Source organism: Gemmiger formicilis, assembly GCF_024462815.1.
GTDB lineage: Bacteria > Bacillota > Clostridia > Oscillospirales > Ruminococcaceae > Gemmiger.
In genome coordinates this window covers 78788-104866 of sequence record NZ_JANGCG010000001.1, presented here as the reverse complement: position 1 = coordinate 104866, position 26079 = coordinate 78788, and the positions used below count along the sequence as shown (strand labels likewise).

Sequence of the window (26079 nt, the reverse complement as noted above, 5' to 3'; positions counted from 1 at the left end):
AAATCCTTTGATTATTTGATATATCCATATTATCCTGCCTATATAAGCTAATGTTATCATTTTGTTATCGGTATTGATAACACTTGCTCAGTAGCTGTGGATAATAGCTATATGCTATGGCTTAAATTATAAGCGAGTTTTTTTTGTTTTTTTAATTCTATACCCACGAGTACAACAGATAGCATAAACGCTGAAAAATCAGCAATAGGTCCCGCAAGCAATACTCCCATAATTCCGAAACGAAGCGGGAGCAGCAGGGTAAGCGGAATCAACACAAAGGTCTGCCTTGTTAATGCCAACAGCGCACCTTTTAACGATTTTCCTATTGCGGTAAAAAAACTGGAAGAAAGCAACTGCACACCATTTACCAACACCATGAAAAGATAGGTACGCATGAACAAAACAGCAAATTCAAAATACAGCTCGTCCCCATCTCCGAATAGCGAAATGATAGATTGCGGGAAAAATTGAAATGCGATGAAAGCAATTGTGGAAACAACAAGGTTCCATTTTACCGCAAGCAGGTAAGCCTCCCGTACACGATGGTATTGCCTTGCCCCATAGTTGAAGCCGATAATCGGCTGTGTTCCCTGCGAGATTCCTACAACAATCGCAAGGATTATGGCATTTGTTTTCATAACGATTCCGCAAGCAGCTAAGGGAATATCTGTTCCATATTTTGTTAATGCGCCGTAATAAGTCAACGAATTGTACTGAATGATTTGAATCACGGTAACTGCAATCTGGTTTGAGCTGCTGCTGATTCCCATGCTGCAAATTTTCATGCTTTCTTTGATGTCCAATAAAAACGACTCTTTTTCAAAATGGATTGTTTGGAAACGCCATAGATAACGGAGTGCGAGTATGAAGGAAAAAATTTGCCCAATAACCGTTGCCCAAGCTCCGCCGGCAATTCCCCAATCGCAAACAAAAATAAAAATGGGGTCAAGAATGGTATTGATAATAGCTCCCACAATCATGCAGACCATTGAATACTTTGGTTTTCCATCTGCTCGAATCAAATTGCTCATACCAGTCGTTACAATGAGAAACGGCATTCCAATCAATGTTATGCTGGCATACTGCTTTGCATATGGAAATACAGCTGTCGTTGCCCCAAATGCCTTTAGGAGCAAAGACAGAAAAGTTTCTCCAATCAGCAAATAAATAATTCCGAAAATTCCCATCAGAACAATACCATTTCCCGCTGCTTTGGCGGCAGCTTTCGGCTCTTTGCATCCAAGACAGAGGGAAACACGGGAAGAACTGCCAATTCCGACCAGTAGTGCAATGGCAAGGCAGATGGTAGAAAACGGGTAGGCAACATTGGTTGCTGCATTTCCCAAATAACCGACCCCTTGACCAATAAAAATCTGATCCACAATATTGTAGATTGAACCGACAAGAGACGCCACAATACTGGGAACAGCAAAATTTTTCAACAGCTTTGGAATTTTTTCATAGCCCAGAGGATTTTCAGTCATTGAACTCCTCCCCCTTTCTCTCTATATGGAGTTCCGATGTGATATTTCTGCCCGCCTGTATTAAGAAATCCATAAAAAGGTTCTGCTCGGATTCGCTCATACCCTGCAATAAAAGAGCTTCTGTCTTTTCGCATATCATCTGTATCTCGTCAACAATAGACAATGCTCTTTCTGTAGGATACAATTTACATGTCCGCTTATCATTATCATTGGGAGAACGTGTAATCATTCCCTGCTTTTCCAATGTCGCAACCGTCCGTACAATATTGCTTGGATGAACATAGAACATATTCAACAAAGAATCTTGTAGAATACCGGGCGAACGACAGATTTTGATTAAGAACATATATTGACTGTTGTTGATTCCATAGGGGGCAAGTTGCTTGTCCAAATAGATTTTGTAAAATCGGTCTGTTACGGAAAGCCATTTTAATAGTTGCATAGATATATTCCTCCTAACCACCAGTATTATAACGCAATATGCGTGCGCGCGCAACTACTTTTAACATTATATCTGCCGCTTTGTCCTCCTAAACACAAATCAATTCTACATCTATAATCTCTACTGCTCTGCTACGAATATTATTCATTTTCCCGACCCATTCAAGCTGATTTTCTGCCTTTAGCTGTTCTGTCACGCCCTCACATTCTGCCATCTGTTTTACCAGCCGAGAAAACATTTCCTCTGCCTGTCGATCAATATCAGCAAGGTAACTGTTCAGTTTTCCGCTTGTCAACAAATTAGAATAAAACAGCCGTTTATGCTCTTTCAAGTAGCGTTTATGCCGCTGTCCCCATATGCCGATAGATTGTGTTTCTGTTTCGGGCAGTTTCAAATCGGGGAGAAAATAATCTCCAACCCGTATATAAGTGCCGCCCATTTCTTCAAAAATCGTCTTTGTCATTGTGTATACAGTTCCGTAAAGGCTTCAAAACTCATATCAAGGTCAGACGAGTTTTGTAACTGAAACATTCGCTCCCATTCCTGCGCTTCTTTCTTTGTGGCGAAACCCCGCTTGCATTTCTGCTTGCGTTCGCCTTTCCAGTTCACATATCTCGCCATTACATACCAAGTGCCGTTGTCCTCATTTTTGAATACTGGCATTATTTACTCTCCTTTCCTGCTCCGTAGAGCCTTTCATAAAAATACTGGCGGTTTACACGCCCTGCAATCGTAATAAATCCCTGTGCTTTCAGTTCCTCGTTCAGCTTTCTGATGAGCTTATAGGCATAGGGCTTTGATACGCTTAGTTCCTGTGCCACATCATCGGCACGAATGAATTTGTTTTCCATATCATCAGTCCTTTCATTAAATTTTCAAGTTGCCGTTTTACCCGAATGTCGTTTTTCTGTGCCTGCCCCATTTCAGCGGCGTTGCTTCGCTCGTTTCCTTTTCGGAAAGTCCTTGCAAAGACATATCCCATTCAGACGGTCATTCAGTTGCATTTATTAAGCGCATTTGCTTAATGCCCTTTAATTATACTAAGCATATTTGCTTTTGTCAAGTGGCTTTCAAGAAAATATTAAACTTTTTTGTTTCATTTTCTCTTGACAATTCCTAAACTTATATGCTATACTACTTGCAGATACATAAGGCAAGGAGTGAAACACTATGGCTATTGGCGAAAGAATACATTTTTTTAGGCTTCTGCGTGGTATGACGCAGAAATATCTCGGTACGGCTGTCGGTTTTCCCGAAAAGTCCGCTGATGTGCGTTTGGCTCAGTACGAAACAGGCACACGCACACCGAAAGCAGACTTAACGGCGGCATTGGCGCAGGTGCTTGATGTTTCCCCACAGGCTCTCTCTGTTCCCGACATTGACAGCTACATCGGACTTATGCACACCTTATTTACCCTTGAAGATATTTACGGTCTGACCGTCAGCGAAGCAGACGGAGAGGTCTGCTTAAAAGTCAACAAGGACAAAGGCAAGGACGCCGCCGAGCTACTGAAAATGCTCTGTGCTTGGAAAGAACAGGCGGACAAGTTATCTTCCGAGGAAATCAGCAGAGAAGAATATGACCGATGGCGTTATTACTACCCGAAATATGACACCACGCAGCTTTGGGCGAAAGTTCCCTCGCAGGAACTTAGCGACGCTCTTGTTGACGCTTTCAAAGACCACCTCCAATCCGACAAATAAAGATAAAGACAACAAAACGCCCTTAGCTATGAGTTACTACCCACAGCTAAGGGCGTTATAAATAATATGGATTTATTCAGAGTATGGCTCTGAACACCAGTCATACAAGCCGCTTGAAAATCATTCCGCTACCTGCAAACCACTTGATAGTGAGAATAATCGCATTTATATGACTGTTATCAATTTGTTATCAAAAGGCCTCTTGAAATGCCGCAAACCCGCATAAACACTAGGCTTTTTCGGATTCTCAATTTATTCAAACTCGAGGGCATAGGATTCTTCCTCAGTATTTTCTGATGTTGAATCGTGCATTTTAGAAAGCAACTTTTGCTCATAGTTTGCAAATTTTCTTGGTTTTCCAAGTAAAAGGAGTCAATCGGGAGTCACCTTACTAGCGTTTTTACTGGCAAACCCATATTTCGTTTGCCTTGTTTGCTAAATTGTCTGCACGTTCCTTTATACAGCTTTCATTCCATTCCAATTTCCTCGGTCAAAATCAGGGCATCGCGCACCTAACGATCAAATTCTGCCAAGTAGCTGTGCAGCTTATTTTCTTTCAGTAGACCTTGGTACAGCTGCGAGCGGTGCTGTTTGATAAATGCAAGGCGGATATTTGCCCAGCGGCCCAAATCGTTATGTGTTATGTTGTACTCCTTATCTTTCCTCGCGTTCTTGTTCACGAGATTGTTCTTTTACAGAGTCGATACCGTGCCGTCGCAAAAGGTTCGTCAAGCCTTTTTGCTCACGCTTTAGCATAAGATTCCAAAAGGACTGCTGCCAACAAATCAACGGGAAAAACATCTGAAGATTTCCTTATTGCACAGCTCCTAAAAGGTATTTTTTCTACCAACCACTAACTAACGGGAGTCAAAACGGAGTCAGCAAAAAGAAAGAGCCTGTATATTGAACGATAGAACGTTCAATATACAGGTCCTATTTAGCTTTCGCCATTATTTCCACTCGCTCCTGTCAGAAGTTTTCTAAACAGATTTGCTTATGGAATTTAGCTCAGGGTATGGGCATTATTTTCATTATTCAGATAGTAGGGGCTATCTGATTTTTTGTTGCCATGGTGTTGCCAGTAAATTGAGGATGATTTACACCTTACAAACTAATTATATCATACGATGGATTCTTCATCAAAGCATTTTAATTATTGATCATCGTTGCTCACGACCCAAATCTTTTTGAGAGGGATCAGCTCTTTGATTTCATCGTCCATCTGATCGTAGTATCGCAGAAACTCCTCAATAATTTCTTTGTGGGTCCAAAGCCGGATTTCAAAGAACTGTTTAGCCGTCTCATTGATGACCGAAGATTTGAACCCACTCCATGACACTAACAGGCCATATTCGGCACCAAAGTTTTTCATCACCCCGCCCAACTGATCCAAAACAATCCGATCCACTGGCGCGTCCGTGGACTTAACCTGAACACAAATTTTGGGACTTCCAAAACCAAGTGTGCCCGCAGAAGCCAGAATATCCACACCTTTGTCCGGTCCGGCCGGGCTGACATATGTAGTGAATCCCTTTGCTCGAAGAATGGCATCTACAATTTTTGCTAAACCATGCCCCTTAGTCTTCTGGATTATCAGATTTGTGATAACCCCCAAGGCTTCATTTTCAATATCTCGTGCCTCTTCATCATCCTGTGGCTCTTGCGGAGTAATTTGGGGCGCTTTCTTTCCCTGTTTATGGGCATTGATGACTGCTTTTATGCGATCTTCCTGCTTGATACGGCAAATGGTCATAAAAGCCCCAAAGGAATATAAGATGTCTTGGTCAAAAGCTGTGCGGGGAATGTCACAGGCAAACCAATCTACCTGATGCGCATGATAATAAGGATTATCGTTGTTAGGTAAGAATTCATAATTACCTGTGATCTTGCCAAAATGAATTACAGGCTTGATCTTGCTGGGCAGGACAACAATCTCTCCCTTTTTCATCTCATGGGCAAACGGCCAGACCTGGCTCGCCCAGTTCATCGCTGTTTTTACCTTTACATCTGGGTTGTTATCCACAAAATATTGCTGCAAGTCCTGCTTGGTGTGGAACTGCATGATTGATTCAGATAGATTGTCCCAGGTGCAGTATACCTTACTGTCCTCAAGAAATTTATTCTCAAACTCGCCGTATCGTCCGGCGCGACATAACCACATTGGCATACGGCATCTCCTTAAAGCTTATAATAATCAATCAATTTTGCCTTCAATTCTGTTTCCAACTTATGATAATCTTGATTAAATCTAATTTGCTCATACATTTTTATGTTTGAAGGTGTGTGTTCATCCGCTTCCGCATCTGTCCCGTTATGAATCAAAATTAGTCCTTTTTTTAGGCCCATTGCAAATCCTATTTCATGTGGAATATTTGCTCTACCACTACTTAAATCAGCAATTACCAATCCAGACATCTCAATATCTCGCAATATACGATCTGATATTTGTCCAGTCACACCTTCGCTATGCTGATCTACACGGAGTAATCTCAACGAACTACCTGTTGTTCTAATGTTTCAATCCTGGTTCCACTTTTTTCCTGAACATAGTTAATCAGATCAACAAGGGTGCTCAAAATACGAGGATGTATCCACTCTATGTATCCTAATTTTCTAACAATAAGAGGATTGGCACTCAATATTTTCCTTGCAAGAAGATACTCTGGCCCAAATTTTTCTATCAATTCTCTATCATTAAAATCCAATCCGTCATGTTGTTGGATCAAAACACTTTTGAGAAGTTGCTCAGATTTTAAGGGGACTGCTTTAGAATTGATGTTGTGGAAAATAACCTTTTCATCTTTTAAGGAATCAGTATCTGCAAATAAAATCAGGCAAAAAGGTATCAAATATGTACTGCTAATTTGTCCTGTAGATACTAGTTGTTCCATAGCTTGCAGGCGATGATTTCCATCTACTCGACGAAATGGCTTCTCTTCATCTATTAATTTCTTTTCATATGGAATAGAGATCTCATATAAATACCCGTTATTTACTTTGCGGATCTTTTTGAAAGAAATTCCATCAATATTAGAAGTAAATCCATTGCCGTTCCGGATGTCTGCAATTGCGTCTATTCCAGATACAGCGCCCTCCTTATAATAATCATACTTTGCAGTATATGCTAAAACCACTTCTGGGCTGAAGCTATTTGATCCAGAAGTGATAAACATTGAAATCTCACCCACATGAACATCGTCTACCGGGCGTTGATAACCTGGATGAGGATATGACAACTCAACAATCTCATCATATCGAGCGTAACCTCGTATAGTGCAAGTTCCTCCAAAAGACTCGCTAAAAAGTCCTTCCATACGAATCATTTTTCTCACCTCTTTCTCTATCTTTCTTGTATTTCTGAATAGTCTATAGCCTCATCAATTTTATACATCAACATACTGGCAAACATCAGACGACGCATTGCATCATCCTTAGTAATGGTGATATTGGCATGAGCTTTTGGATTTCTCAGTGCAGACATGGCTCCTGCCAACATCTGCATATAGCCTTTTTGTATGTTGCTTCCCGTCTCGGTCGAGCGATCACAAAACTCCACCAAAGGAGCGTTATCAGAGAATACCATGTTCATCGCAGTATGACCATCTGGAATTTTGGATGCAGTGGGATTTACCTTCATGAACAGTTTTTTTACTCGGTCATTGATCTCAACAAATGCATCCTCAGCGGCATTTGCATAGTGACCATCTTCAAATAGCTTTTGGGACACCAAAGCAATCTTTGGATGAATGAGATCCCATACTCCCGATCCCTTTGTATTATCTGCTTGCTGAAGTGACTTTAAAATTTCTATGGCTTGTCCAAACACAACCGGATTAATCGTCCCATATCCAACAAACATACGGTCTTTCATCTCAAACAGCTCTTGGCTGAAATACGGGGATTCCTTTTCAATGTCATGAGAAATTTTGATTAGGCCATTCTTAATACTTTGAATATCCGGTAACGCAACAGGGAATGTCATACAATTTGGATTGTTTGCAATATTGATTAGCCACCCATAAACCGTCCTAACTCTATTTATATCCACAATCATTCACCTAGTATTTTTTTCTCAAATTCATCTTTCGCCATCGATACTTCTCTGTCCGCCTGCTCTCTTAATTGAATAGCTTTTTTATAGTGAGAAACAACTTCTCCGGCAAACTCCCTTTGCTTATCAATATCCGGCAGAATTATCCTAACTTTTTTTAATGTTTCATTGTTAATTCCAGATTGATTATTAAAGTTTGTGCACAAAAATTTCCAATAGTCTAATCGCAGCAGCATATTAAAAAATGCTGCCACATAATAAGGATCCACTCCGTCTTTTAACTTTAACCGAGTGATATGATTAGAAACCGCACAACTACAATCAACATCGAATACCGTGGTTTTTCCGACCAAATCAATCGAATTAGTATTGTTAAAAAGAACTTCTCCTTTCTCACAAAAATCAGCCGTTGTAAGACTAGCCAATGGAACATCATAGTCAGTTACTTCATCATAGTTCTTTTTCCTCAAAAAAACAACTGATGCATTGACCCCTGCTCCAAAATGAGCGAAGGCATCTTTAGGCAAACTAATTACTGCAAGCAATTGGAATTTCTCTAAAATGAAATCTCGTACATATTGGGAAGAACTATTTGTCAAAATTCCATCAGGCAAAACGATAGCCGCTTTTCCTGTACCCGGTTTGAGGAACTCACAAATGCGTTCAACAAATAGGACTTCCGAACTCTGGTTTTTTCTGGGCTTTGCTTTTCCTTTTTTGTCATAGGTGTTACCCAACTCAAAGGTGCTGAGATACGGTTTTTCGGCCCCGTTCACCGTGGAACCAAAAGGAGGATTGGTCAAAATCAGATCAAACTTATCTTTTTGAAAACCAGGGTTATGTGCTGCAATCTTATCAATACTCTCTAATGCATCGTAGCTGATCACATTGGTATGTCCATCATCATGCACGATCATATTCATCTTCGCAACGCGTGCAATCTCATCATTGATCTCGATTCCATAAAGGTGTTTCTCCGCAAAATCGTGCCAATAGCGGTAGTGATCCGCACTGCCTTTTTCGTAATACTCGGTGGCCTGATGGCGAATGTAGTCTAGCGCATACAACAAAAAACCGCCTGACCCACAGGAGGTATCCAGCACATCCCAGTCGTGCTCCGGCGCCGTCATCTTTACAGCAAACTCAATGATCGGACGAGGCGTAAAATATTGACCAAAATCGCCTTTAAAAAATCCATCCATGAATTGCTCAAATGCCACACCTTTTACATCAAGGTCTGTTTCGTGCAGATTGATCGCTTCAAGATGAGAAACTACCGTCCGTAACACTCGATCATCCACTTTGATAGAGTCAGTAAAGACTTCAGGGTCTTTCTTTTTCTGCTCATCGTACAAAGCATTGATTCGTTCAGCCAGTTTAGAAGCAGGCTCGTGCGTCTTTATCTGAAACTGGTAAGGCTCACCTTTTTTTCGAGGTTTTTGCTCATCACTGATTTTTACGAAGATTAATTTGCACAGTTCTCCAAAAGCAGTCGGCGGGGAAAGGCGACCACCACCCCACAGCGTTTGGTGGCATTTCTTAATAGCAGCAATGAGATCTTCTCGGTCTACCGGCTTAATATCATTTTTGCTTCCCTTATAGAATCTAAATTCTTGGGGCTTTCCATATGCATGAGGCAAATCAGCCAGGATGTTTTGCTCACGCTCCAATGCGCCGAATTTATCGGTAACATCCAGAACGCGACGAGTGCCACCAGCGATAATTACAACATAGTCAGCCCGAAGTTTCACCCAAGTAGCATTGCCAACGCCCTGCTCTATCGCCTGGTTGAATTCGGCATCCGTAACACCGTCTTTTTTACACTCAACCACAGCATAGGGACGCTTGCACTCGTCATCACGGAAAACAACAATATCCGCACGATCTGTCGGCAGACGATCAGGTACAGTCACTTCTATTTTAATCCGATTGACCGGGTATTCGTATTTATAAATCAGCTCAGCCCAAAATTCAGCACGGACCTTTTCTTCCGGATCGCTATAATTTTCTACATGGTTATTAGAAGAAACATATGTAATTTTCTCTTTGCCTTTTTCTCCAATAATATGTGCATAACCATCTTTTATTGCTCGTTCGAGATTTGTCATCTTAGTTCCTCCTGAACAACTTTATTTCGGCTGTTGTTTCTGCTTTTTCACTTCACGAGTACGTCCGTCCAACGGCTTTTCTGCGCTTTTAGGAATTAGCCAGACATTGCCCAACCGCTCGACACCATCAACTCTACCTTGTTCGCAGAGGACTTGAACTCGCCGCACGGAAAGTCCCCACTTATCAGCGGCTTCTTTTGCGTTCATGTAATCCATATCGGCCACCTTTTCTTATAGGGAATATAAATATACAACTTTATTATACAGCGCATTTGCGAATAATGCAATCACGTACTTATATCTTAAGCAGTGCGATTTCAATCCCCATTTTCGGTATCTGTTGATTTCTGGTCAGATACGACAGGCAAGCAATGCGTGTGGATAGCCACACACACGACGGGCAAGCAATGCGAGTGTTAATACACACTCACATTGCCTGCCGTCTGCTTGTTGAGGGCAATGCCCCAAGCCCCCTTTTGAACACAGAATTTCATTCTGTGGCTGCGCGTTCTCCGAACGCTTCTGAGGGGTGGAACAAATCGTTCCATCCTATTGTTTTTGGGGCTACCGTGAAACAGCGTAGCCCCGGAAGCTAGGGTGGCAAAATACCACCCCGGTTTTTCTTTCCCGCGACGGTGGCGACGGTCGCAACGGTGCTGGGAGTACCCCTCAAAACACCGTCGCGACCGTTGCGAGCGTCGCGCTTTACTCGATTACTTCAAACGCAGGTGCTTCCACCATCATGTAGGTCAGCCGGATACGCCGTCCAGCATGTTTGGTTTTGTTCTCGTACCTCACTTGATGTTCTTCCAGCAGACGGCTGGCATTCACATTCAGATGTTTGGTGAGCCGATTTACCGCCATATCCGTTTGAATCGCCTGGGCCAGCTCGGTGGGACTGCCTTCCCATTCCCGGTTGTCAGCAGATACGATTTTTGCTACGGCTTCCAGTACCGGGTCTGGAGGCTGTTTCCAAAGCTCATTCTCTGCATGGTCAAGCACCCAAACTAGGCTCTCTTGGTCTTTGCTCAGATACAACCGCTGATCCGGCTGGTCTCTGCCTACCACCTCCAAGGTGGCCTTACTATTCAATTCCTCGGCCAGACTCATTGCTGTCTGCGGCGTATGTGCTCTGCCTCCGATGTCCAACCGCCCCTCTTTGGCAGCCTTGACCCATCCGTACAGCGTATCTACCGGCATCCTCAATTCGACCGCTGCTTTCGAGGATCCTATTTCATTCGATAGCTTTACGGCCTGCACCTTATATTCCGTGTTGTATTTTCGCTGATTCCGAGCCATCTTTCGTTGCCTCCTGTTTCTCCTCTTCTATATATTGGCCCTTTGAGTTCCCTATGTCAACTTTTATTGTACAACACCAAAATCAGCTCATTCAGCAAGGCAGATATACGGATTGTGTTAACGAGCTTGTATAAATGCACCGACCAAGAGAAGCAAAGCTAAGCAAGATACGGGATATTTCTATATCGGAGATTGACGAGTTTCCAGACCACCCGTTCAAGGTTTTAATGGACGAGGATATGGAACAGCTTGTCGAGAGTATCAAGCCGAACGGTGTAATGACCCCTGCGACAGTTCGCTTAAAAGAGGACGGACGGTATGTGCGTTAAATACTCAGACAATTACTCGCAATTTGAACGCCACTTTAAGCATACAGGAGGTTCTGCCCATTTAATGTTATGACTTATTTTGCAAATAGAACATTTCTTTCTGTGTTTCAATCTCTGCGCGCAGTTCTTCTTCTGTGGGCAAGTACAGCTTGTACTTGCTGGCAAAAAGCTGCTCATTGCCATGCAGGACGGAGTATTTAGCAATATCCTCGTCCGTATCGGAGCAAAGGACGATGCCGATGGTCGGGTTATCACCCTCACCGCGCTTCAGTTCGTCATACATACGAATATACATATCCATCTGACCTACGTCCTGATGGGTAATTTTGCTGGTTTTCAGATCCACCAGCACAAAGCACTTAAGAATATAGTTGTAGAACACAAGGTCGATATAGTAGTCCTCTTTTTCTGTGTGGATATGCTGCTGGCGGGCTACAAAGGCATAGCCCTTGCCCAATTCCATGAGGAATTTCTGAATGTTCGTGATGATGCAGCTCTCCAGCTTGCTTTCGGTAAAATCTGTGCTGCCGGAAAGGCCCAAAAATTCCGTAATCATCGGGTTCTTGATGAACTCCAGCTTGTCTGCTTGGTAACCGGCGGTCAGCTTTTCCATTTCCTGCTTGACCGGTTCAGGGTTCTGGGACTTCAGTAGCCGATAGTAATACTGCGAGGAAATGTTGCGCTGCAACGTGCGGACGCTCCATGTTTGATCGGCCGCTTCTTTCGTGTACCAATCGCGGGCTGTTTTGTCCTCAATCTGCAATAATACACGATAGTGCGTCCAAGATAGCAGTGTACCAGATTTTGGACTCACTGAGTCCAAAATCTCCGGGTACAATTTGTAAAAGCGGCAATATTTATAAAGACTGCCGAAATCAAAGCCCCTACCGTAAGACGCAGTCAATTCATCTGCTAGTTTCTTAATAATACCTTTGCCGTACTCGGAGCGTTCTTCGCCCTTTAGTTCTTCCTGTGCGATACGATACCCCAACAGCCAGTTACGCTGCACCAGCGCCAGATTTACGGCTCTGTATGCAGCCTTTTGAGATACCTCAATAATCTTCTTTGCATCATTGAGCAAATCGCTTGTAGGGGTATATCCGTCCAGCAAATTCAGTTCTTGTTTCATAGCATCCTCCACATAAGAACGTCTGATTTTATAATACCCTATTCAAATCCAAACTGCAACAAAATTATTCGTAGACTAATTCGGCGGTCACAATTTCTTCGGCACGGCTGCGGATGTTGTTCATACGGCATACCCATTCAAGCTGATCCTGCCGTTTCAGTTCTTCGGTGATGCCCTCTGCCTGACACATCTGTTCCTCAGTTAAAATCAGCGTGTCTTGCACTTGGCGGTCAAATTCTACCAAGTAGCTGTGCAGCTTATTTTCTTTCAGTAGGCTTTGGTACAGTTGCGGGCGGTGCTGCTTGATAAATTCAAAGCGCATATTTGCCCAGCGGCCTAAATCGTTGTAAGTCATATTGTGCTCCTTATCTCTCGCCATGTTCCTGTTCGTGGATTCTTTCTTTTACAGGGTCGATACCGTGTCGCCGTAAAAGGTTCATCAAGCCTTTTTGCTCACGCTTCAGTATAAGATTTTCACGGCGTACTTCCCTGCTCTCGGATTTAACTTCGTCCAGTTCTCGCTTATGCCAAAATTCAATATTGCTAAGTTCGTCTACCAACCCGGAAACTTTTCGCTTCAGTTCGCCAACAACGCTTTCCAACTGCATGATTTTAGCATTTGCAGCGTCCAGAAGTCCTTGTAGACGATCATCTTGGCGGCGGTAGACAACATACTGCTTGGCAGCGTTCAACAGATTTTCAAAGTCGTTGCGGGGCAGTGTTACCTTGTCGCTTAGTAATGCCTTTTTCACGCTGATATTCTCGATTTTGTCAAGGTCAATGACCTGTTTCTGCACCGATTGCAGCGTCTGTTCGATTTCGTCTACCTGCGTTTGCTTTTCCGCAATGGTAGTGTCCAAGGCTCGAACCTCTTTGGCGCGCTCCTGCTTTTTATAGTCCAGAACGGATAGATGTTCCTCGTGCGTTCCAAGCTGCTCCCACTCAATACCGTGCTCCAACATAATCTCTGCCAGCACTTGTTTTTCACTCTGCGCCCACTGATTCCACTCGGTAGCACTGCGTGTACCGCCCTTGAATCCAAGCTGGGCAAGCGCCTGTTTGAGAGACACGCGCGTATCCATACCGCGTTTGCTGCCTGTAATATAAGGCACGAAGTCTATATGTACATGGGGAGTTGCTTCGTCCATATGCAGATGACTCCAAAACACGCGGAGCGTTGGGTTGCGTGCTTGAAAGCCCTGCGCATATTCTGTCAGACATTGTTTGGCTGTTTCTGCCAGTTCCGTATTTACGCCGGTATCGTCCTTATTTCCAATCTGTAAGACAATTTCATGGAATGGTTTTTCCTGTTTTGAGGAACAGATTTTCTCGTAGTAATCCTCAATCCTACGGTCATTTCGAGTCTGTTTAGCATTGAATCTTTTCTGTGCTTCATCGAACAGTTCATGGTAGACGTTTCGTATATCCTCGCGGCAAAACTCTATATTCAGATGGCTGCGGTTGGGGTCTACGTTGGATGCGTAAAATTCACGGCTGTTATGATTGAGGGAGCCTTTTCCCACCATTGCACTGATTGTCCTTTTCAAATCCACTCCTTATCTCCGGCGCAAGCCGGCACGGTTCTGTTACTCTTGCCAAGAGTAACGCAAAAGCACTTTTGACACTTCGTATCAAAAGCGCCTTTGCGCCCTGCGGGGCTACCTGTTGGAAAAAACAACTTTCATTTTCAAGAAGGCAAGATGACCATTTCCTAAGGAATAGGGCATCTTGCCTTCTTGAATTATTCTTCGGGCAGCGCCCACATCCATTGTCGGCCGACCTTGCTGGAGACAACGCCCAACTCATAGCGAGCATTGCGCAATGTTTTCGGCTTAATCCCTGCTTTTTCGGCAGCGGTTTCTATCTCGGTTTGCGGTACTGCACCATCTGCCAGAATCTCTTTCAGAAAGTCCTGTGCCGCCCGCATCTTATGTCCCCGGCTGCTGCCGGAGAGAAGTTCGTCGGCGCTGATATCATACTGCCCCACCCACTGAAAGCCCTGTTCTGGATCAAGGCGAAAGGCAACTGCCTTACCCTCCGGTGCCAAAGAACTTTTCGTTGGGCATACGACTCGTAGCGTAGGATCATCTTTGATACGCCCAACTACCAGTACGCTTCTTGCCGCCGCCTGAAAATCAATAGAGCCAAGTCCCCGATAGCTGGACTTGTCGCCGCTGTTCTTATTCATGTGTCCAATCAAGATGACAGCGCAGCTATACTTTTCGGCCAGCTTTGCGAGTCGGTGCATCAGCGGTCTGATTTCGTTAGCTCGATGCATATCTACGCCGGAGCCTATATAACCTTGAATCGGGTCAAGCACCACAAGCCGTGCGCCTGTTTGCTCTAACGCCTGTTCCAATCGGTCGTCGTCCAGCGTCAGTGCCTTTTCGGAGTCGTCAATCACAAGCACCCTTGCACAATCTGCCCCGGCAGCTACAAGACGCGGTTTGATCGTATCGGACAAGCCGTCCTCTGCAGTCTGGTAAATCACATGGATCCGTTCCGTCTCCGGCAAGCCATCCCAAATCGGTCTGCCGGTAGTCAGTGCTGCGATGATTTGCAGTACCAGCGTGGTTTTACCCTCGCCGGGGTCGCCTTGGATAATTGTGATTTTTCCATAAGGTATGAACGGCTTTAGCAGCCATGTCACTTCTTCAATAGGAATTGTATCCATTGAAATCAGCTTTACATCGGTATTCTTACTCATTTCACCAATCTTTCTATTGTAAGAAGAAGTGGGGTGTGGTAAAATAGCGTTAGTTAGGGTTCGCCCTTTTACCACAGCTTAGAGTTCTTGCATTTGCAGATGCAAGGGCTCTTTTTCTTCTTATAGCCATTATCGTTCCATTTCCAATTCTGTGTCGGCAGGTTTCCTGCTGATTTCAATCAGCTGCTCCAACAAACTCTTACATTCCGTCAGAACTTCTTGCTGTTCCGCGCCATCTGTGCTTTCCAGCGCCATGCGCAGTTTTTGTAATTCAAGGCTCATGCGGTCGCTCTGGTATTTTCCCACGGCAATGCTGATTTTTTGATGCAGCACCGATTCAAGAATATATTTGCCTTTTGGCATTCCACTTGCCTTGACCCGCGCTTCCAGCATTTGTACTTCCTGTGGCGTTGCCCGGAAGCAAACTGTGCAGTTGCGCTGACGATTCTTGTCTAATCCACTCACCGCATTTCCTCCCTGTATTCGCTTTCAAGCTGTTCAGCCATCTTCTGGTCCGTGTTGGGATAAAGATGCCCGTAGGTGTTCAGCGTTGTCTTAATGTCCTCGTGACCGAGCCTATCGCGAATCTGCAAGGGACTTGCACCCATGTGAATCAGATGGGCGGCGTGGCTGTGCCGGGTATCATGTACGCGGATTTTGTGCAGCCCGGTCAGCTTGATGCCGCGCTTCAGTTCATGTTCAAAAAAGTATTTCGTATAAGGGAAAAGCCTGTCCGAATCTTCCATGCCATAGTTGCTGTTGATGTAGTCCATCAAATCCGCTGCAAGAAATTTCGGAATCGAAATTGTTCGAATACTTTTCGGCGTTTTAGGCGGCGTCACAACATCTTCGCCTTTCAGCCGCTGATACGACTTATTGACGCGAAGTGTACGCTTATCAAAATCAATATCAGCAGGTGTCATGGCCAGCAGTTCACCAAGCCGCAGCCCAGTCCAGAACAGTACTTCAAATGCAATGTAAGAGGGCTTTTTGTCAATGATGGCATTCAGAAACTGCGTGAAATCTTCCCGCGTCCAGATGTGCATCTCCTCGGCCTTACTCTTGCCCATGCTCCCTGCTTTTCGGCAGGGATTTTCTTTTAGGTCATAATATTTCATTGCATAATTGAAGACGGCGTTTAGCTGGTTATTGATGGTTTTTAAGTAGGTTGGCTTCAAGCCTGTTGCCATCAGCTTATTTTGCCAAGCCCTTATATCCGGTGCTTTGATGGCATTGACCTTTTTGTTTCCAAAGTACGGTATGATATGCTTATCAAAGAGGAAACGCTTGTTCATCATTGTATGCTGCCGTAGGCGGTGGCTTTGATCTTCCATATAGATTTCGATAAAGTCCTTAAAGACCATATTGAAGTCGGCATCTTGCGTTGCCCTGAAGTGGTCGTACCATTCCACTGCTTCACGCTTGGTACGGAATCCCCGCTTCGTTGTCTTTTTGCGTTTTCCCTGCCAATCTGTGTAGCTGTATTGGGCATCCCACTTCCCTGTCGATGGATTTTTCCTTGCAATCACAGCCCCACCTCACTGCAGCGTGTAGCCATAGCAACGCTTTTCCACATAGCGCTTCGGCACTTTGCCAGCGACCACAATGTAGCCTTCTTTCGCAAGTTCCGCATTCATGTCGCGGATCAGCTTGTAGGCGTGACCGATGGAAATACCCATAAGGTCGGAAAGTTCGCTTGCCGTAAGATAAAATCTGTTCTCATTTGCCATAGTAATTGCTCCTTTTTTATATATAATATGCGTAGCTCGCTAGCTACATTTTTATTATATGTAGCTAGCGAGCTACTGTCAATAGGGTATTTATATTTTTCTGGATTTGTTTTTTTAGATATGCTATAATAATATAATCATCGCAAGGGGGAACAAATATGACAATCGGTGACCGTATACGATACTGCAGGACGCGCCTACTTATGACACAATCCCAATTAGCTGAACGCACCGGCATCCACCCCGTATCTATCCGTAAATACGAAACAAATAAGACAATTCCCCAGCCTGAGCAGATTCGCCGTATTGCTGATGTTTTGTGTGTTAGTTATACGGCAATCGCCGGTTTGGATTGCGCTAATCTAGATATCAAAGAACAGGGCGATTTTGTAGGCTTTATCATGCAATTGCAAAAGAAGGGTTTGGTTTCGTTCACAGGAACACGAGATTCACAAAACAAATTGTACCTAGAAGACACCTTTCGAATTAGAATTAGCCCCAAAATCGCGCAGTATCTCACCATATTTATTAAGAACCGCTCAACAACTGTAAATGCTACCGGCGATCAATTGGAAATCCAGCTTCCAGAGAGGGTGACTCATAATCTTATCGCCTGGGAAGCAGCAACAAACATTTATAACAATGCAATAAACTCGTATACCGAACCCTACCCAGATGATGTAAAAGAAGGGCTTAGGATACTTGCCGACACTGTTGATAAAGTAGAGATTGAAGCTCAAGTCAATCCTGCTTTCGTATGGCTTCCCAACGATTTCCGAAGTTCAAACGAGCCGGATTCCAAAGGTACGACTGCCAACAAAAAAACATCTGAAGATTCCCCTATTGCTCAACTCCTAAAAGGTATTTTTTCTACCAACCACTAACTAACGGGAGTCAAAACGGAGTCAGTAAAAAGAAAGAGCCTGTATATTGAACGATAGAACGTTCAATATACGGGCTCTATTTAGCTTTCGCGATTATTCAAACTCAATCGTTGCTGGCGGTTTAGTGGTGTAGTCGAACATAACACGGTTGATGTTCTTGACCTCGTTGACGATACGGTTGGCGGCGGTGGTGATGGTCTCGGTGGGGAGAATCGTCACCTCGGCGGTCATAAAGTCGGTGGTGGTCACAGCGCGCAGAGCAATGGCGTAGTCATAGGTGCGCTCATCGCCCATAACGCCGACGCTGCGCATATTGGTCAGCGCGGCAAAATACTGGCTGGGACGCTGGGCCATGGGCAGCTTATCGACTTCCTCGCGCCAGATAGCGTCGGCGTCCTGCACAATGGCTACCTTTTCGGGGGTAACGTCACCGATGATGCGGATGGCCAGACCCGGGCCGGGGAACGGCTGGCGGGCCACCAGATACTCCGGCAGGCCCAACTCACGGCCGGCCTGACGGACTTCGTCCTTGAACAGGTCGCGCAACGGCTCCACAATCTCCTTGAAGTCCACGTAATCTGGCAGACCGCCGACGTTATGGTGGCTCTTGATGGTGGCGGATTCACCGCCCAGACCGCTTTCCACGACGTCGGGATAGATGGTGCCCTGTGCAAGGAAGTCGACCGCGCCAATCTTCTTGGCCTCGTCCTCAAAGACGCGGATGAACTCCTCGCCGATAATCTTACGCTTGCGCTCGGGGGCATCCACACCGGCCAGCTTCTTATAGAAGCGGTCGCGGGCATCCACGCAGACAAAGTTGATGTCAAACTGGCCGCCCTCGCCAAAGACCTCGCAAACCTGCTCGCGCTCGTTCTTGCGCAGCAGACCGTGGTCCACAAACACACAGGTCAACTGCTTGCCGATGGCCTTGGCCAGCATGGCCGCGCAGACGCTGGAGTCCACGCCGCCGGACAGTGCGCAGAGCACCTTGCCATCGCCAATTTTTTCCTTCAACGCCTTGACGGAATTCTCCACAAAGGAATCCATCTTCCAATCGCCCGCGCAGTGGCAGACATTATAAACGAAGTTATGCAGGATTTTGGTGCCGTTCTCGGTGTGCAGAACCTCCGGGTGGAACTGTACCGCGTACAGGCCGCGGCTCTTATCCTGTGCGGCGGCCACCGGGCAGTTGGGCGTGTGCGCAACAATCTCAAAGCCGGGGGCGGCCTGCTCGATATAGTCATTATGGCTCATCCAGCAGACATTCTGCGCGGGCAGGGTGTCAAACAGCGGGCTGGTGGTGTCCAGATTCACCAGCGTTTTGCCATACTCGCGTTCCGGCGCCTTGCAGACCTTGCCGCCCAGCATATGCATCATAAGCTGGCTGCCGTAGCAGATGCCCAGAATGGGCACGCCCCAGCTGTAGATTTCCGGGTCAATCGTGGGCGAATCCGGCAGATAGGCACTGTTGGGGCCGCCTGTAAAGATGATGCCCTTGGGATTCTTGGCCTTGATTTTTGCAAGGTCGGTGCGGTAAGAATAGATCTCGCAATATACGTTACATTCACGGACACGGCGTGCAATCAGCTGGTTATACTGACCACCGAAATCCAGAACGATGACGGTTTCCTGCTGCATGAAGAAGCTCCCTTCTCTTTTTAAAATCTCATTTACTGATTATAGCACATCCGCCGGGGTTTGAACAGATGGACGGAAAAAATATTTGCCCGCCCGTCAGACAAGCTCCACCTTATACTTTTGCAGCCAGTAATTCAGCTGGACAAACCATGCAATCGTCTGCGGGGTGGTCATAAGCTGGCCATACCACGGAACCGGGTTATCCGCGCCGGAGGCCAGCAGCGTTTCCAGCGCATCCGCACGGATAATGCGCAGAAGCGGCACGGCGGGGTCGGCCAGGACTGCGCGCAGCTCGGCCGAGACGGCGGCAAGGTAGCTGGGGTTCCACGTTTTGGGGTAAGGACTTTTGCGCCGCCACAGTACCTCATCCGGCAGCACGCCGCGCATAGCCTCCCGCAGAAGGCCCTTTTCCTGCCCATGATAGTCCTTGAACTCCCACGGAACGGAATACAGGTACTCCGCTATGCGGTAATCGCAGAAAGGCACGCGCACCTCCAGCCCGCTGTACATACTCATACGGTCCTTGCGGTCAAGCAGTGTCTGCATAAACCAGTAGAAATTCAGGTTCGTCATCTGGCGCATACGCTGCTCCGTGGCGGGCAGGCCGGGGCGGATGGAGGTCTGTGCCAGCGTCTGCCGATAGCGCGCATCCACAAACGCCGCCGGATCTATGCCGCCCAGCACCCCCGGCTTAACAAACGAGGCGCGGTAGGCGGTGGACTGCGCCCACGGAAAGCCGTATTTTTCCCGCACAGCCGGGTCACGATACCACGGATAGCCGCCGAAAATTTCATCCGCACATTCCCCAGACAGCGCCACGGTGGCGTGGGGCTTGATATGCTGGCAGAACACCAGCAGGGACGCGTCCACATCCGCCATGCCGGGCAAATCGCGGGCATCCACCGCCGCATAGAGGGCCGGCACAAGCTCCGGCGTATCCAGCGTGACCCAATGGTGGCGGGCGTGGAGAAAATCGTTCATCCTGCGGATATAGGGTGCGTCCGCACCGGGCTGGAATTTTGTGGTGCGAAAATATTTTTTGTTATCGCGGTAGCCGACCGAGAAGGTTTGCAGCTGCTCCCGCCGCGCCGTAAAATGTGCATCCGCAAGGGCGGAAATCAGACTGGAATCCAGCCCGCCGGAGAGAAATGTGGCCACCGGCACATCGGAGACAAGCTGACGTTCGATAGCGTCTGTGACGAGATCCCGCACCCGGCGTACCGTAGCGGCAAAGTCATCGGGGTGGTCATGGTCCTCCAGCCGCCAGTAGGTGTGCAGGGTCAGCCGCCCGGTGTCAGCCTCATACAGTGCGTACTGGCCGGGCAGCAGCTCCCTTACGTTTTGGAACACACCGCAGCCCGGTGTGCGCCCGGGGCCAAGGAGCAGCACTTCAGCCAGACCGTTGGCATCCACGCGGGGCGGCACTGCCGGGTGGGCCAGCAGCGTCTTTAGCTCACTGCCAAAAATCAGGCTTTGCTCCGCCTGCGCATAAAACAGTGGTTTGACCCCGCAGCGGTCCCTCGCCAGAAACAGCGTACCCGCCTGCACCTGCCAGACAGCAAAGGCAAAAATGCCGTTGCACATAGCCACACACCCTGCGCCCCATTCCGCAAAGGCGTGCAGCAGGACCTCTGTATCAGAATGGCCCACAAAGCTGTGACCGCGGCTTTGCAGGGCGGCGCGCAGCTCCGGCGTGTTGTACAGCTCGCCGTTGTAGACAAGGACATAGCTTTCGCCCTGCCAGTCCAGCTGCATCGGCTGCAGGCCGTTTTCTAAATCCACCACCGCAAGCCGCGCATGGATAAGCGCCGCCCGCCCGCTGATGTACATTCCGCGCTGGTCCGGGCCGCGCCGCGCCATGGTCTGCTGCATGGCGCAGTAGGTCCCATACCGGGTTTGTATGGTTCGGGGGTCGCGTCCGACCTGCCCCGCAATTCCGCACATAAAAAGCCCCCTTTGCATCGTTCAGAGAAACCTATGCAAAAGGGGGCGTTTTTATGCGTTTTTGTGGGCGGCAATCGCATCGGCGATGTGCCCGGCGACTGCATCCTTGCTTTGCAGGGGCAGCTCGGTAATGCCCTGCGCGGTGATGAGGGTGACAACATTCGTGTCAACACCGAAGCCCGCACCGGGGACCTTCAGATTGTTGGCAACAATCATATCCATATTTTTCTTTTGCAGCTTGGCGGTGGAGTTCTCAATCAGGTCGCGTGTCTCCATCGAGAAGCCGCAGACGAACAGCTTTTCCGGCTTGTGTGCGCCCACCCACGCCAGAATGTCATCCGTGCGTTCCAGCGCTATATTCATTTCACCATCGTGCTTTTTCACTTTATCAGCGGCAACCGTTGCCGGGCGGTAATCGGCCACAGCCGCGGCCATAACCAGTGCATCCGCGTCCATTGCGTTTGTCTTGACGGTCTCAAACAGCTCTGCGGCGGTGGTGAACGGAATCGTTTTCACAAACGGCACCGGGGGCAGCGCGCAGCCGGTGGACGCCAGCAGCGTGACATCGGCCCCGCGCAGCATACAGGCGCGTGCCACGGCGTAGCCCATCTTGCCTGTCGAATGATTCGTCAGGTAGCGCACCGGGTCCATCGGCTCCTGCGTTGCACCGGCGGAGACCACAACTTTTTTGCCCTTTAGGTCCTTTTCACAGGCAAGCTCCCGCAGGACGTAATCGACAAGGACGCCTTCCTCGGGCAGACGGCCGGAGCCGACATCCCCGCAGGCCAGCATCCCGGAGCCGGACGGAATGACCGTAAAGCCATAGTGTTCCAGCGTTTTTAGGTTGTCCTGCGTGATGGGGTTCTCAAGCATATGGGTGTTCATGGCGGGCGCAACGAGCTTGGGGCAGGTTGCGGCCAGCGTGACGGTGGTCAGCATATCATCCGCCTGCCCGTGGGCCATTTTGGCAATGACGTTGGCGGTGGCCGGGGCAATCAGCATCAGATCCGCCGCGTTGGCCAGACTGACATGGGCCACATCATACTGGAAGTTGCGGTCGAATGTGTCCACCTGACAGCGGTGGTTCGTCAGCGTTTCAAACACCAGCGGCGTGATGAACTCGGTGGCGTTCTTCGTCATAAGCACGTGAACGTCCGCGCCCAGCTTGACGAGTGCATGGGCCACATTGGGCATTTTATACGCAGCAATGCCGCCGGTGATGCCGATGACAATGGTTTTTCCGGATAAAAGCATACAATCAACACCTAACTTGAGGATTCGCAGAGCCTTAATAGAGCTTCTTTGTGTATTATAGCAGATTGACGCACTTTGTGCAAATGCGTATAATGGGGTAGCGGGCAAAATCCGCACGTATCTTACTGATAAAAGGATTCTACTATGATTTTAGCTGTTGATATCGGCAATTCCAACATCTGCATCGGCGGGCTGGTGGGCAGTGCCATCACCTTTACCACCCGCATGGTCACGCGGCCCCGCTGCACGGCGGATGAATATGCCGCCGAAATGAAATTTTTGCTGCGCCGTCTGGCCGTAAACCCCGCCGCTTGCGAGGGGGTCATTGTGTGCAGCGTTGTGCCGCGGCTGACCGGGGTACTGGCCGCCGCCTGCAAGCGGCTGACCGGAAAGGACGCGCTGATTGTGAGCTGTGAGTTGGACACAGGTCTGACCTTCCGTGTGGACGAGCCCGCCAAGGTAGGCCGTGACCGCATTGCCGATGCAGCAGCCGCGGCCGCGCACTATCCCCTGCCCTGCATGACGGTGGATTTGGGCACGGCCACAACCTACAATGTCATTTCCGCCGACAAGGCGTTTCTGGGCGGCTTCATTGTGCCCGGCGTGCAGACAAGCCTGCGTGCCATCAGCGCGGGCACGGCCCAACTGCCGCCCATCGCGCCGGAGCCACCTGAGCACCTGATTGGCGCCAACACAGTAGCTGCGCTGAACAACGGCGCCATGTTCGGCACCGCCGCCATGCTGGACGGCCTTGCCGACCGCGTAGAAACCGAGCTTGGCCAGCCGCTGACCGTGGTTGTGACCGGCGGACTAGCCCCCTACATTATGCCCTGCTGCAAGCGCAGCATCATCTATGATGCAGATTTGCTGTTCAAGGGACTGGCGCTGCTGTGGGAGAGGAACCACAACTAAAGCAGCGTTGTAAACACACAAAGCACCCCATCACAAAATCGTGACGAGGTGCTGTTTTTATGCTATGTTATGTTACATTTCCGGGGTTACAGGCACGGCGCCGTAGTTGCGGATGTTCAGCACGTGGCAGCTGCCCGCACCGAAGCAGCCGTCAATGGCGGCCTTGTAGGCATCCAGCAAATCCAGCGGCACAAAGGCCTGGATCGTACCGGCAAAGCCGCCGCCCTGCAGACGCCATGCGCCGCGGCCGTTCAAGATTTTCTGGCTCAGGGCCAGTGCCAGCGGCACACCCTGCTCCTGCGGGGCCTTGATGCTGTAGGCGTTCTGATTAAACTCAAAGCTGGAATGACCGCCCTCGATAATCAGGCGCAGGAAGGTATCAAAATCATCCTCGCGCACGGCCTCGCAGAGCTGCGAAGCGCGGCGGCAGTCATTGTAGAAGTGGATGGCACGCACAACGGCGCGGTCGCCCACGGCCTTGCGCAGCTGCGGGATAGCCTTGTAGAATTCGCCCTCGTCCACGTCGCGCAGTACCTTCTTACCGAACTGCTCTGCCACGCTCTCCATCTCGCGGCGGATGGCGGCATAGTCATCGGTCAGGTCGGCGTGGCTACCCTTCGTGTCGCTGATGCACATAACAAAGCCGTGCTTGGCAAGGTCGATGGAGGTTTGGCCCACAACCGGGGCGGCGGGGTCCTTGAAGTCGATGGTGATAACGCCGCCGACCGCACAGGCCGTCTGGTCCATCAGGCCGCAGGGCTTGCCAAAGAACACGTTCTCGGCAAACTGGCCAATCTGGGCAATCTTGACCTGATTGAAGGTGTCCATATCATTGTTGTTGTACTCGCCGCGCAGGATAGCGCCGATGCAGACCTCAAAGGCGGCTGAGCTGGACAGGCCGGAGCCGCGCAGCACGTTGCTGGTGGTGTAGCAGTCAAAGCCGCCCACCTTGCCGCCTGCGTCCACAATACCCTTGGCCACGCCGCGGATGAGGGAGGCGGAGTGCTCGGCCTCCTTGGGCTGCGGAACCAGCATATTGACGTCCACATCGTCAATCTTGTCAAAACCAAGGGACTTAACGCGGATGATGTTCTCCTCGTTCGGGGAGACAACGGCCACCATATCCAGATTGACAGAACCCGCCAGCACAACGCCGTTGTTGTGGTCGGTGTGGTTGCCGCCGATTTCCGTGCGGCCGGGGGCGGAGTAGAGCCGTACCGTGCGGTTGGTGCCGTACTGCTTTTCAAATTCCGAAATCAGGTCCGTATAGCGCTTGCGCTGCTCCTGCACGGCGTCCGCACCGTACAGTTTGGTAAAGGCAGCGTCATAAATGCCCTGAGAAATCTGCTGCTTGAGTTCCGTTGTGTTTGCCATAATTCCACTCGCCTTTCCTGTCGGGACAGCTCTTTTCGTAGATATGCACAAATTGAGCCTTGTGTTTTTGGGCAGGCAGTCAAAAAAGCGGCTGTCTGCGGATTTCTTGTTTTCAGTATAGCAAATCCAGAAAAAAAAGCAAACCTTTTTTCAGTCTCTTTTATGGACTTTTGATGAATAGCTTGCTATAATGAAAGTATTACACAAGCGAGGTGCCGTCATGACCATCAATGAGATGAAGCAATCCTATAAGCAAAGCTACACAGACAATGTAGAGCTTTCGATTTTTAACTGCGGGCATGAGCCCTGTCTGTCGGGCCATACGTGGGGGCCCGGTGTGCGCGACCACTATCTGATTCACCTCGTTGTGGCCGGAAAGGGCGTGTACCAGGTCAATGGGGCCTCCTATTCCTTGCAGGAGGGCGATTTGTTTCTGGCCAAGCCGAACCAGCTCATCACCTACGCCGCGGACGAGGTTGAACCGTGGGAGTATTACTGGGTGGGCTTCAACGGCGCGTGCGCCAACAAGCTGGTGCAGCAGACGCCGTTCTCGGACACGCACCCGGTGCACCACTGCAAGGATGTGCAGGTGGTGCGGGAGGCACTGTACAATATCTACCTGAACCGCGGAACCGAGCCCCAGCACGAGGCCATGATGACCGGCTACCTGTATATTTTTATGGCGCACCTGATGAAAGAAGCCCGCGACGCGATGCCGAACGTGGGCTCCTCCAGCAGCCAATACGTGCTGGCCGCCATCAAATTCATCCAGTTCAACTACTCCCACGATATTTCAGTGGATGACATTGCCAAGGCGGTCGGCGTGAGCCGAAGCCACCTCTACCGTGTGTTTATGTCCAACGTCGGGCAGAGCCCGATTGACTACCTGACCAACTACCGCGTGAGCGAGGCCTGCAGCCTGCTGAAAAACTCCGGGCTGTCCATCGCCGAAATTGCCGTGTCGGTCGGCTTCTTTGACCAGTTCTATTTCTCCCGCGTGTTCAAAAAGGTCAAGGGCGTACCGCCGAGCAAGTACCTTTCCACGCTGGAAAAAGAGAACGGTGCCGCCCAGATTCACAACGCTTAATTT

Annotated in this window: 28 protein-coding genes and 1 pseudogene; 5 read left to right on the top strand and 24 right to left on the bottom strand. The window is 48.4% G+C overall.

The genetic code is table 11. The features are described from left to right. Window positions 1-107 precede the first annotated feature (107 nt). The 5 genes and pseudogenes from NE623_RS00505 to NE623_RS00485 all read right to left on the bottom strand — a co-directional run bounded on the left by NE623_RS00505 (window position 108) and on the right by NE623_RS00485 (window position 2777). Entirely contained in the window at window positions 108-1484 is a 1377-nt protein-coding gene (locus tag NE623_RS00505; RefSeq protein WP_256271146.1) for an MATE family efflux transporter, read from the bottom strand. Further along, window positions 1477-1926 carry a MarR family winged helix-turn-helix transcriptional regulator gene (locus NE623_RS00500; protein WP_256271147.1) on the bottom strand — a complete coding sequence of 150 codons (450 nt, stop codon included), beginning with the start codon at window positions 1924-1926 and terminating at the stop codon, window positions 1477-1479. The genes NE623_RS00505 and NE623_RS00500 overlap by 8 nt, the downstream gene beginning before the upstream one ends. 88 nt (window positions 1927-2014) lie before the next feature. Continuing rightward, on the bottom strand, window positions 2015-2389 hold the full coding sequence (locus tag NE623_RS00495; RefSeq protein ID WP_087018019.1) for a TnpV protein: 375 nt from the start codon (window positions 2387-2389) through the stop codon (window positions 2015-2017). After that, window positions 2389-2589, bottom strand: a pseudogene (locus tag NE623_RS00490) (Arm DNA-binding domain-containing protein); the annotation flags it as partial. The gene NE623_RS00495 and the pseudogene NE623_RS00490, both read right to left, overlap by 1 nt. Then, entirely contained in the window at window positions 2589-2777 is a 189-nt protein-coding gene (locus tag NE623_RS00485; RefSeq protein WP_118099518.1) for a LysR family transcriptional regulator, read from the bottom strand. The gene NE623_RS00485 and the pseudogene NE623_RS00490, both read right to left, overlap by 1 nt. Before the next feature lie 319 nt (window positions 2778-3096). On the opposite strand from NE623_RS00485, the gene NE623_RS00480 reads away from it, so the two are divergent. After that, window positions 3097-3630 carry a helix-turn-helix domain-containing protein gene (locus NE623_RS00480; RefSeq protein WP_129900149.1) on the top strand — a complete coding sequence of 178 codons (534 nt, stop codon included), beginning with the start codon at window positions 3097-3099 and terminating at the stop codon, window positions 3628-3630. Window positions 3631-4142: 512 nt separating this feature from the next. On the opposite strand, the gene NE623_RS14830 is transcribed toward NE623_RS00480, so the two are convergent. The 8 genes from NE623_RS14830 to NE623_RS00445 all read right to left on the bottom strand — a co-directional run bounded on the left by NE623_RS14830 (window position 4143) and on the right by NE623_RS00445 (window position 11088). After that, window positions 4143-4310 (bottom strand): TnpV protein, encoded by a 168-nt coding sequence (locus NE623_RS14830; RefSeq protein ID WP_370866655.1) that lies wholly within the window; start codon window positions 4308-4310, stop codon window positions 4143-4145. A 473-nt stretch (window positions 4311-4783) separates the two neighbouring features. After that, entirely contained in the window at window positions 4784-5797 is a 1014-nt protein-coding gene (locus NE623_RS00475) for a restriction endonuclease (protein WP_256271148.1), read from the bottom strand. Between the two features lie 11 nt (window positions 5798-5808). Next, on the bottom strand, window positions 5809-6045 hold the full coding sequence (locus NE623_RS00470) for a hypothetical protein (protein WP_256271149.1): 237 nt from the start codon (window positions 6043-6045) through the stop codon (window positions 5809-5811). 74 nt (window positions 6046-6119) lie between these two features. Further along, window positions 6120-6953 carry a hypothetical protein gene (locus NE623_RS00465; RefSeq protein WP_256271150.1) on the bottom strand — a complete coding sequence of 278 codons (834 nt, stop codon included), beginning with the start codon at window positions 6951-6953 and terminating at the stop codon, window positions 6120-6122. 17 nt (window positions 6954-6970) lie between these two features. Continuing rightward, entirely contained in the window at window positions 6971-7684 is a 714-nt protein-coding gene (locus tag NE623_RS00460; protein WP_256276132.1) for a TIGR02391 family protein, read from the bottom strand. Then, window positions 7681-9789, bottom strand: a complete 2109-nt coding sequence (locus tag NE623_RS00455) for an N-6 DNA methylase (protein ID WP_256271152.1) — start codon at window positions 9787-9789, stop codon at window positions 7681-7683. The genes NE623_RS00460 and NE623_RS00455 overlap by 4 nt, the downstream gene beginning before the upstream one ends. 21 nt (window positions 9790-9810) lie before the next feature. Continuing rightward, window positions 9811-10005: a helix-turn-helix domain-containing protein gene (locus tag NE623_RS00450; protein ID WP_256271153.1), complete on the bottom strand. Its 195-nt coding sequence runs from the start codon at window positions 10003-10005 to the stop codon at window positions 9811-9813. 489 nt (window positions 10006-10494) lie between these two features. Next, the gene (locus tag NE623_RS00445) at window positions 10495-11088 is read right to left on the bottom strand and encodes a transposase (RefSeq protein WP_256271154.1); all 594 of its coding nucleotides are present in this window, start codon (window positions 11086-11088) and stop codon (window positions 10495-10497) included. A gap of 134 nt (window positions 11089-11222) precedes the next feature. Here NE623_RS00445 and NE623_RS00440 point away from each other — a divergent pair, with 134 nt between their 5' ends. After that, window positions 11223-11417, top strand: a complete 195-nt coding sequence (locus tag NE623_RS00440) for a ParB N-terminal domain-containing protein (protein ID WP_442490230.1) — start codon at window positions 11223-11225, stop codon at window positions 11415-11417. A 67-nt stretch (window positions 11418-11484) separates the two neighbouring features. Here NE623_RS00440 and NE623_RS00435 read toward each other — a convergent pair whose 3' ends face one another. From NE623_RS00435 to NE623_RS00405, 7 genes are all read right to left on the bottom strand, one after another. Further along, complete coding sequence (locus tag NE623_RS00435; protein ID WP_256271155.1) at window positions 11485-12546, bottom strand: PDDEXK nuclease domain-containing protein; 1062 nt, start codon at window positions 12544-12546, stop codon at window positions 11485-11487. A 64-nt stretch (window positions 12547-12610) separates the two neighbouring features. Next, the gene (locus NE623_RS00430; RefSeq protein ID WP_256271156.1) at window positions 12611-12901 is read right to left on the bottom strand and encodes a TnpV protein; all 291 of its coding nucleotides are present in this window, start codon (window positions 12899-12901) and stop codon (window positions 12611-12613) included. Between the two features lie 10 nt (window positions 12902-12911). Continuing rightward, the gene (locus NE623_RS00425) at window positions 12912-14093 is read right to left on the bottom strand and encodes a plasmid recombination protein (protein WP_442490229.1); all 1182 of its coding nucleotides are present in this window, start codon (window positions 14091-14093) and stop codon (window positions 12912-12914) included. A 194-nt stretch (window positions 14094-14287) separates the two neighbouring features. After that, window positions 14288-15253: an AAA family ATPase gene (locus NE623_RS00420; protein ID WP_256271157.1), complete on the bottom strand. Its 966-nt coding sequence runs from the start codon at window positions 15251-15253 to the stop codon at window positions 14288-14290. Window positions 15254-15382: 129 nt separating this feature from the next. Continuing rightward, a complete protein-coding gene (locus NE623_RS00415; RefSeq protein ID WP_256271158.1) occupies window positions 15383-15718 on the bottom strand; it encodes a plasmid mobilization protein in 336 nt (111 codons plus the stop codon). Next, window positions 15715-16782 (bottom strand): tyrosine-type recombinase/integrase, encoded by a 1068-nt coding sequence (locus NE623_RS00410; protein ID WP_256271159.1) that lies wholly within the window; start codon window positions 16780-16782, stop codon window positions 15715-15717. Before NE623_RS00410 ends, NE623_RS00415 begins: the two co-directional genes overlap by 4 nt. 9 nt (window positions 16783-16791) lie before the next feature. Then, window positions 16792-16983, bottom strand: a complete 192-nt coding sequence (locus tag NE623_RS00405; RefSeq protein ID WP_256271160.1) for an ICEBs1 excisionase — start codon at window positions 16981-16983, stop codon at window positions 16792-16794. Between the two features lie 158 nt (window positions 16984-17141). Here NE623_RS00405 and NE623_RS00400 point away from each other — a divergent pair, with 158 nt between their 5' ends. Next, window positions 17142-17867, top strand: coding sequence for a helix-turn-helix domain-containing protein (locus NE623_RS00400; RefSeq protein WP_256271161.1), 726 nt, complete (start codon window positions 17142-17144; stop codon window positions 17865-17867). A gap of 93 nt (window positions 17868-17960) precedes the next feature. Here NE623_RS00400 and guaA read toward each other — a convergent pair whose 3' ends face one another. From guaA to coaBC, 3 genes are all read right to left on the bottom strand, one after another. Then, a complete protein-coding gene (gene guaA / locus NE623_RS00395; protein ID WP_256271162.1) occupies window positions 17961-19505 on the bottom strand; it encodes a glutamine-hydrolyzing GMP synthase in 1545 nt (514 codons plus the stop codon). A 96-nt stretch (window positions 19506-19601) separates the two neighbouring features. Next, window positions 19602-21449, bottom strand: a complete 1848-nt coding sequence (asnB, locus tag NE623_RS00390) for an asparagine synthase (glutamine-hydrolyzing) (protein ID WP_256271163.1) — start codon at window positions 21447-21449, stop codon at window positions 19602-19604. Window positions 21450-21500: 51 nt separating this feature from the next. Next, window positions 21501-22703 carry a bifunctional phosphopantothenoylcysteine decarboxylase/phosphopantothenate--cysteine ligase CoaBC gene (gene coaBC / locus NE623_RS00385; protein ID WP_256271164.1) on the bottom strand — a complete coding sequence of 401 codons (1203 nt, stop codon included), beginning with the start codon at window positions 22701-22703 and terminating at the stop codon, window positions 21501-21503. 144 nt (window positions 22704-22847) lie between these two features. On the opposite strand from coaBC, the gene NE623_RS00380 reads away from it, so the two are divergent. Beyond that, a complete protein-coding gene (locus NE623_RS00380) occupies window positions 22848-23615 on the top strand; it encodes a type III pantothenate kinase (RefSeq protein ID WP_256271165.1) in 768 nt (255 codons plus the stop codon). 72 nt (window positions 23616-23687) lie between these two features. Here the strand turns inward: NE623_RS00380 and NE623_RS00375 are convergent, their stop codons facing one another. Next, the gene (locus NE623_RS00375) at window positions 23688-24989 is read right to left on the bottom strand and encodes a galactokinase (protein WP_256271166.1); all 1302 of its coding nucleotides are present in this window, start codon (window positions 24987-24989) and stop codon (window positions 23688-23690) included. 220 nt (window positions 24990-25209) lie between these two features. Here NE623_RS00375 and NE623_RS00370 point away from each other — a divergent pair, with 220 nt between their 5' ends. Next, a complete protein-coding gene (locus NE623_RS00370; RefSeq protein ID WP_256271167.1) occupies window positions 25210-26076 on the top strand; it encodes an AraC family transcriptional regulator in 867 nt (288 codons plus the stop codon). The last annotated feature ends 3 nt before the right edge of the window (window positions 26077-26079 follow it).

Coding starts and splice junctions, on each gene's coding strand:
- NE623_RS00505 (WP_256271146.1), bottom strand. CDS start 1,484: ATGACTGAAAATCCTCTGGGCTATGAAAAAATTCCAAAGCTGTTGAAA.
- NE623_RS00500 (WP_256271147.1), bottom strand. CDS start 1,926: ATGCAACTATTAAAATGGCTTTCCGTAACAGACCGATTTTACAAAATC.
- NE623_RS00495 (WP_087018019.1), bottom strand. CDS start 2,389: ATGACAAAGACGATTTTTGAAGAAATGGGCGGCACTTATATACGGGTT.
- NE623_RS00485 (WP_118099518.1), bottom strand. CDS start 2,777: ATGGAAAACAAATTCATTCGTGCCGATGATGTGGCACAGGAACTAAGC.
- NE623_RS00480 (WP_129900149.1), top strand. CDS start 3,097: ATGGCTATTGGCGAAAGAATACATTTTTTTAGGCTTCTGCGTGGTATG.
- NE623_RS00475 (WP_256271148.1), bottom strand. CDS start 5,797: ATGCCAATGTGGTTATGTCGCGCCGGACGATACGGCGAGTTTGAGAAT.
- NE623_RS00470 (WP_256271149.1), bottom strand. CDS start 6,045: ATGTCTGGATTGGTAATTGCTGATTTAAGTAGTGGTAGAGCAAATATT.
- NE623_RS00465 (WP_256271150.1), bottom strand. CDS start 6,953: ATGATTCGTATGGAAGGACTTTTTAGCGAGTCTTTTGGAGGAACTTGC.
- NE623_RS00460 (WP_256276132.1), bottom strand. CDS start 7,684: ATGATTGTGGATATAAATAGAGTTAGGACGGTTTATGGGTGGCTAATC.
- NE623_RS00455 (WP_256271152.1), bottom strand. CDS start 9,789: ATGACAAATCTCGAACGAGCAATAAAAGATGGTTATGCACATATTATT.
- NE623_RS00450 (WP_256271153.1), bottom strand. CDS start 10,005: ATGGATTACATGAACGCAAAAGAAGCCGCTGATAAGTGGGGACTTTCC.
- NE623_RS00445 (WP_256271154.1), bottom strand. CDS start 11,088: ATGGCTCGGAATCAGCGAAAATACAACACGGAATATAAGGTGCAGGCC.
- NE623_RS00440 (WP_442490230.1), top strand. CDS start 11,223: ATGCACCGACCAAGAGAAGCAAAGCTAAGCAAGATACGGGATATTTCT.
- NE623_RS00435 (WP_256271155.1), bottom strand. CDS start 12,546: ATGAAACAAGAACTGAATTTGCTGGACGGATATACCCCTACAAGCGAT.
- NE623_RS00430 (WP_256271156.1), bottom strand. CDS start 12,901: ATGACTTACAACGATTTAGGCCGCTGGGCAAATATGCGCTTTGAATTT.
- NE623_RS00420 (WP_256271157.1), bottom strand. CDS start 15,253: ATGAGTAAGAATACCGATGTAAAGCTGATTTCAATGGATACAATTCCT.
- NE623_RS00405 (WP_256271160.1), bottom strand. CDS start 16,983: ATGGCAAATGAGAACAGATTTTATCTTACGGCAAGCGAACTTTCCGAC.
- NE623_RS00400 (WP_256271161.1), top strand. CDS start 17,142: ATGACAATCGGTGACCGTATACGATACTGCAGGACGCGCCTACTTATG.
- guaA (WP_256271162.1), bottom strand. CDS start 19,505: ATGCAGCAGGAAACCGTCATCGTTCTGGATTTCGGTGGTCAGTATAAC.
- asnB (WP_256271163.1), bottom strand. CDS start 21,449: ATGTGCGGAATTGCGGGGCAGGTCGGACGCGACCCCCGAACCATACAA.
- coaBC (WP_256271164.1), bottom strand. CDS start 22,703: ATGCTTTTATCCGGAAAAACCATTGTCATCGGCATCACCGGCGGCATT.
- NE623_RS00380 (WP_256271165.1), top strand. CDS start 22,848: ATGATTTTAGCTGTTGATATCGGCAATTCCAACATCTGCATCGGCGGG.
- NE623_RS00375 (WP_256271166.1), bottom strand. CDS start 24,989: ATGGCAAACACAACGGAACTCAAGCAGCAGATTTCTCAGGGCATTTAT.
- NE623_RS00370 (WP_256271167.1), top strand. CDS start 25,210: ATGACCATCAATGAGATGAAGCAATCCTATAAGCAAAGCTACACAGAC.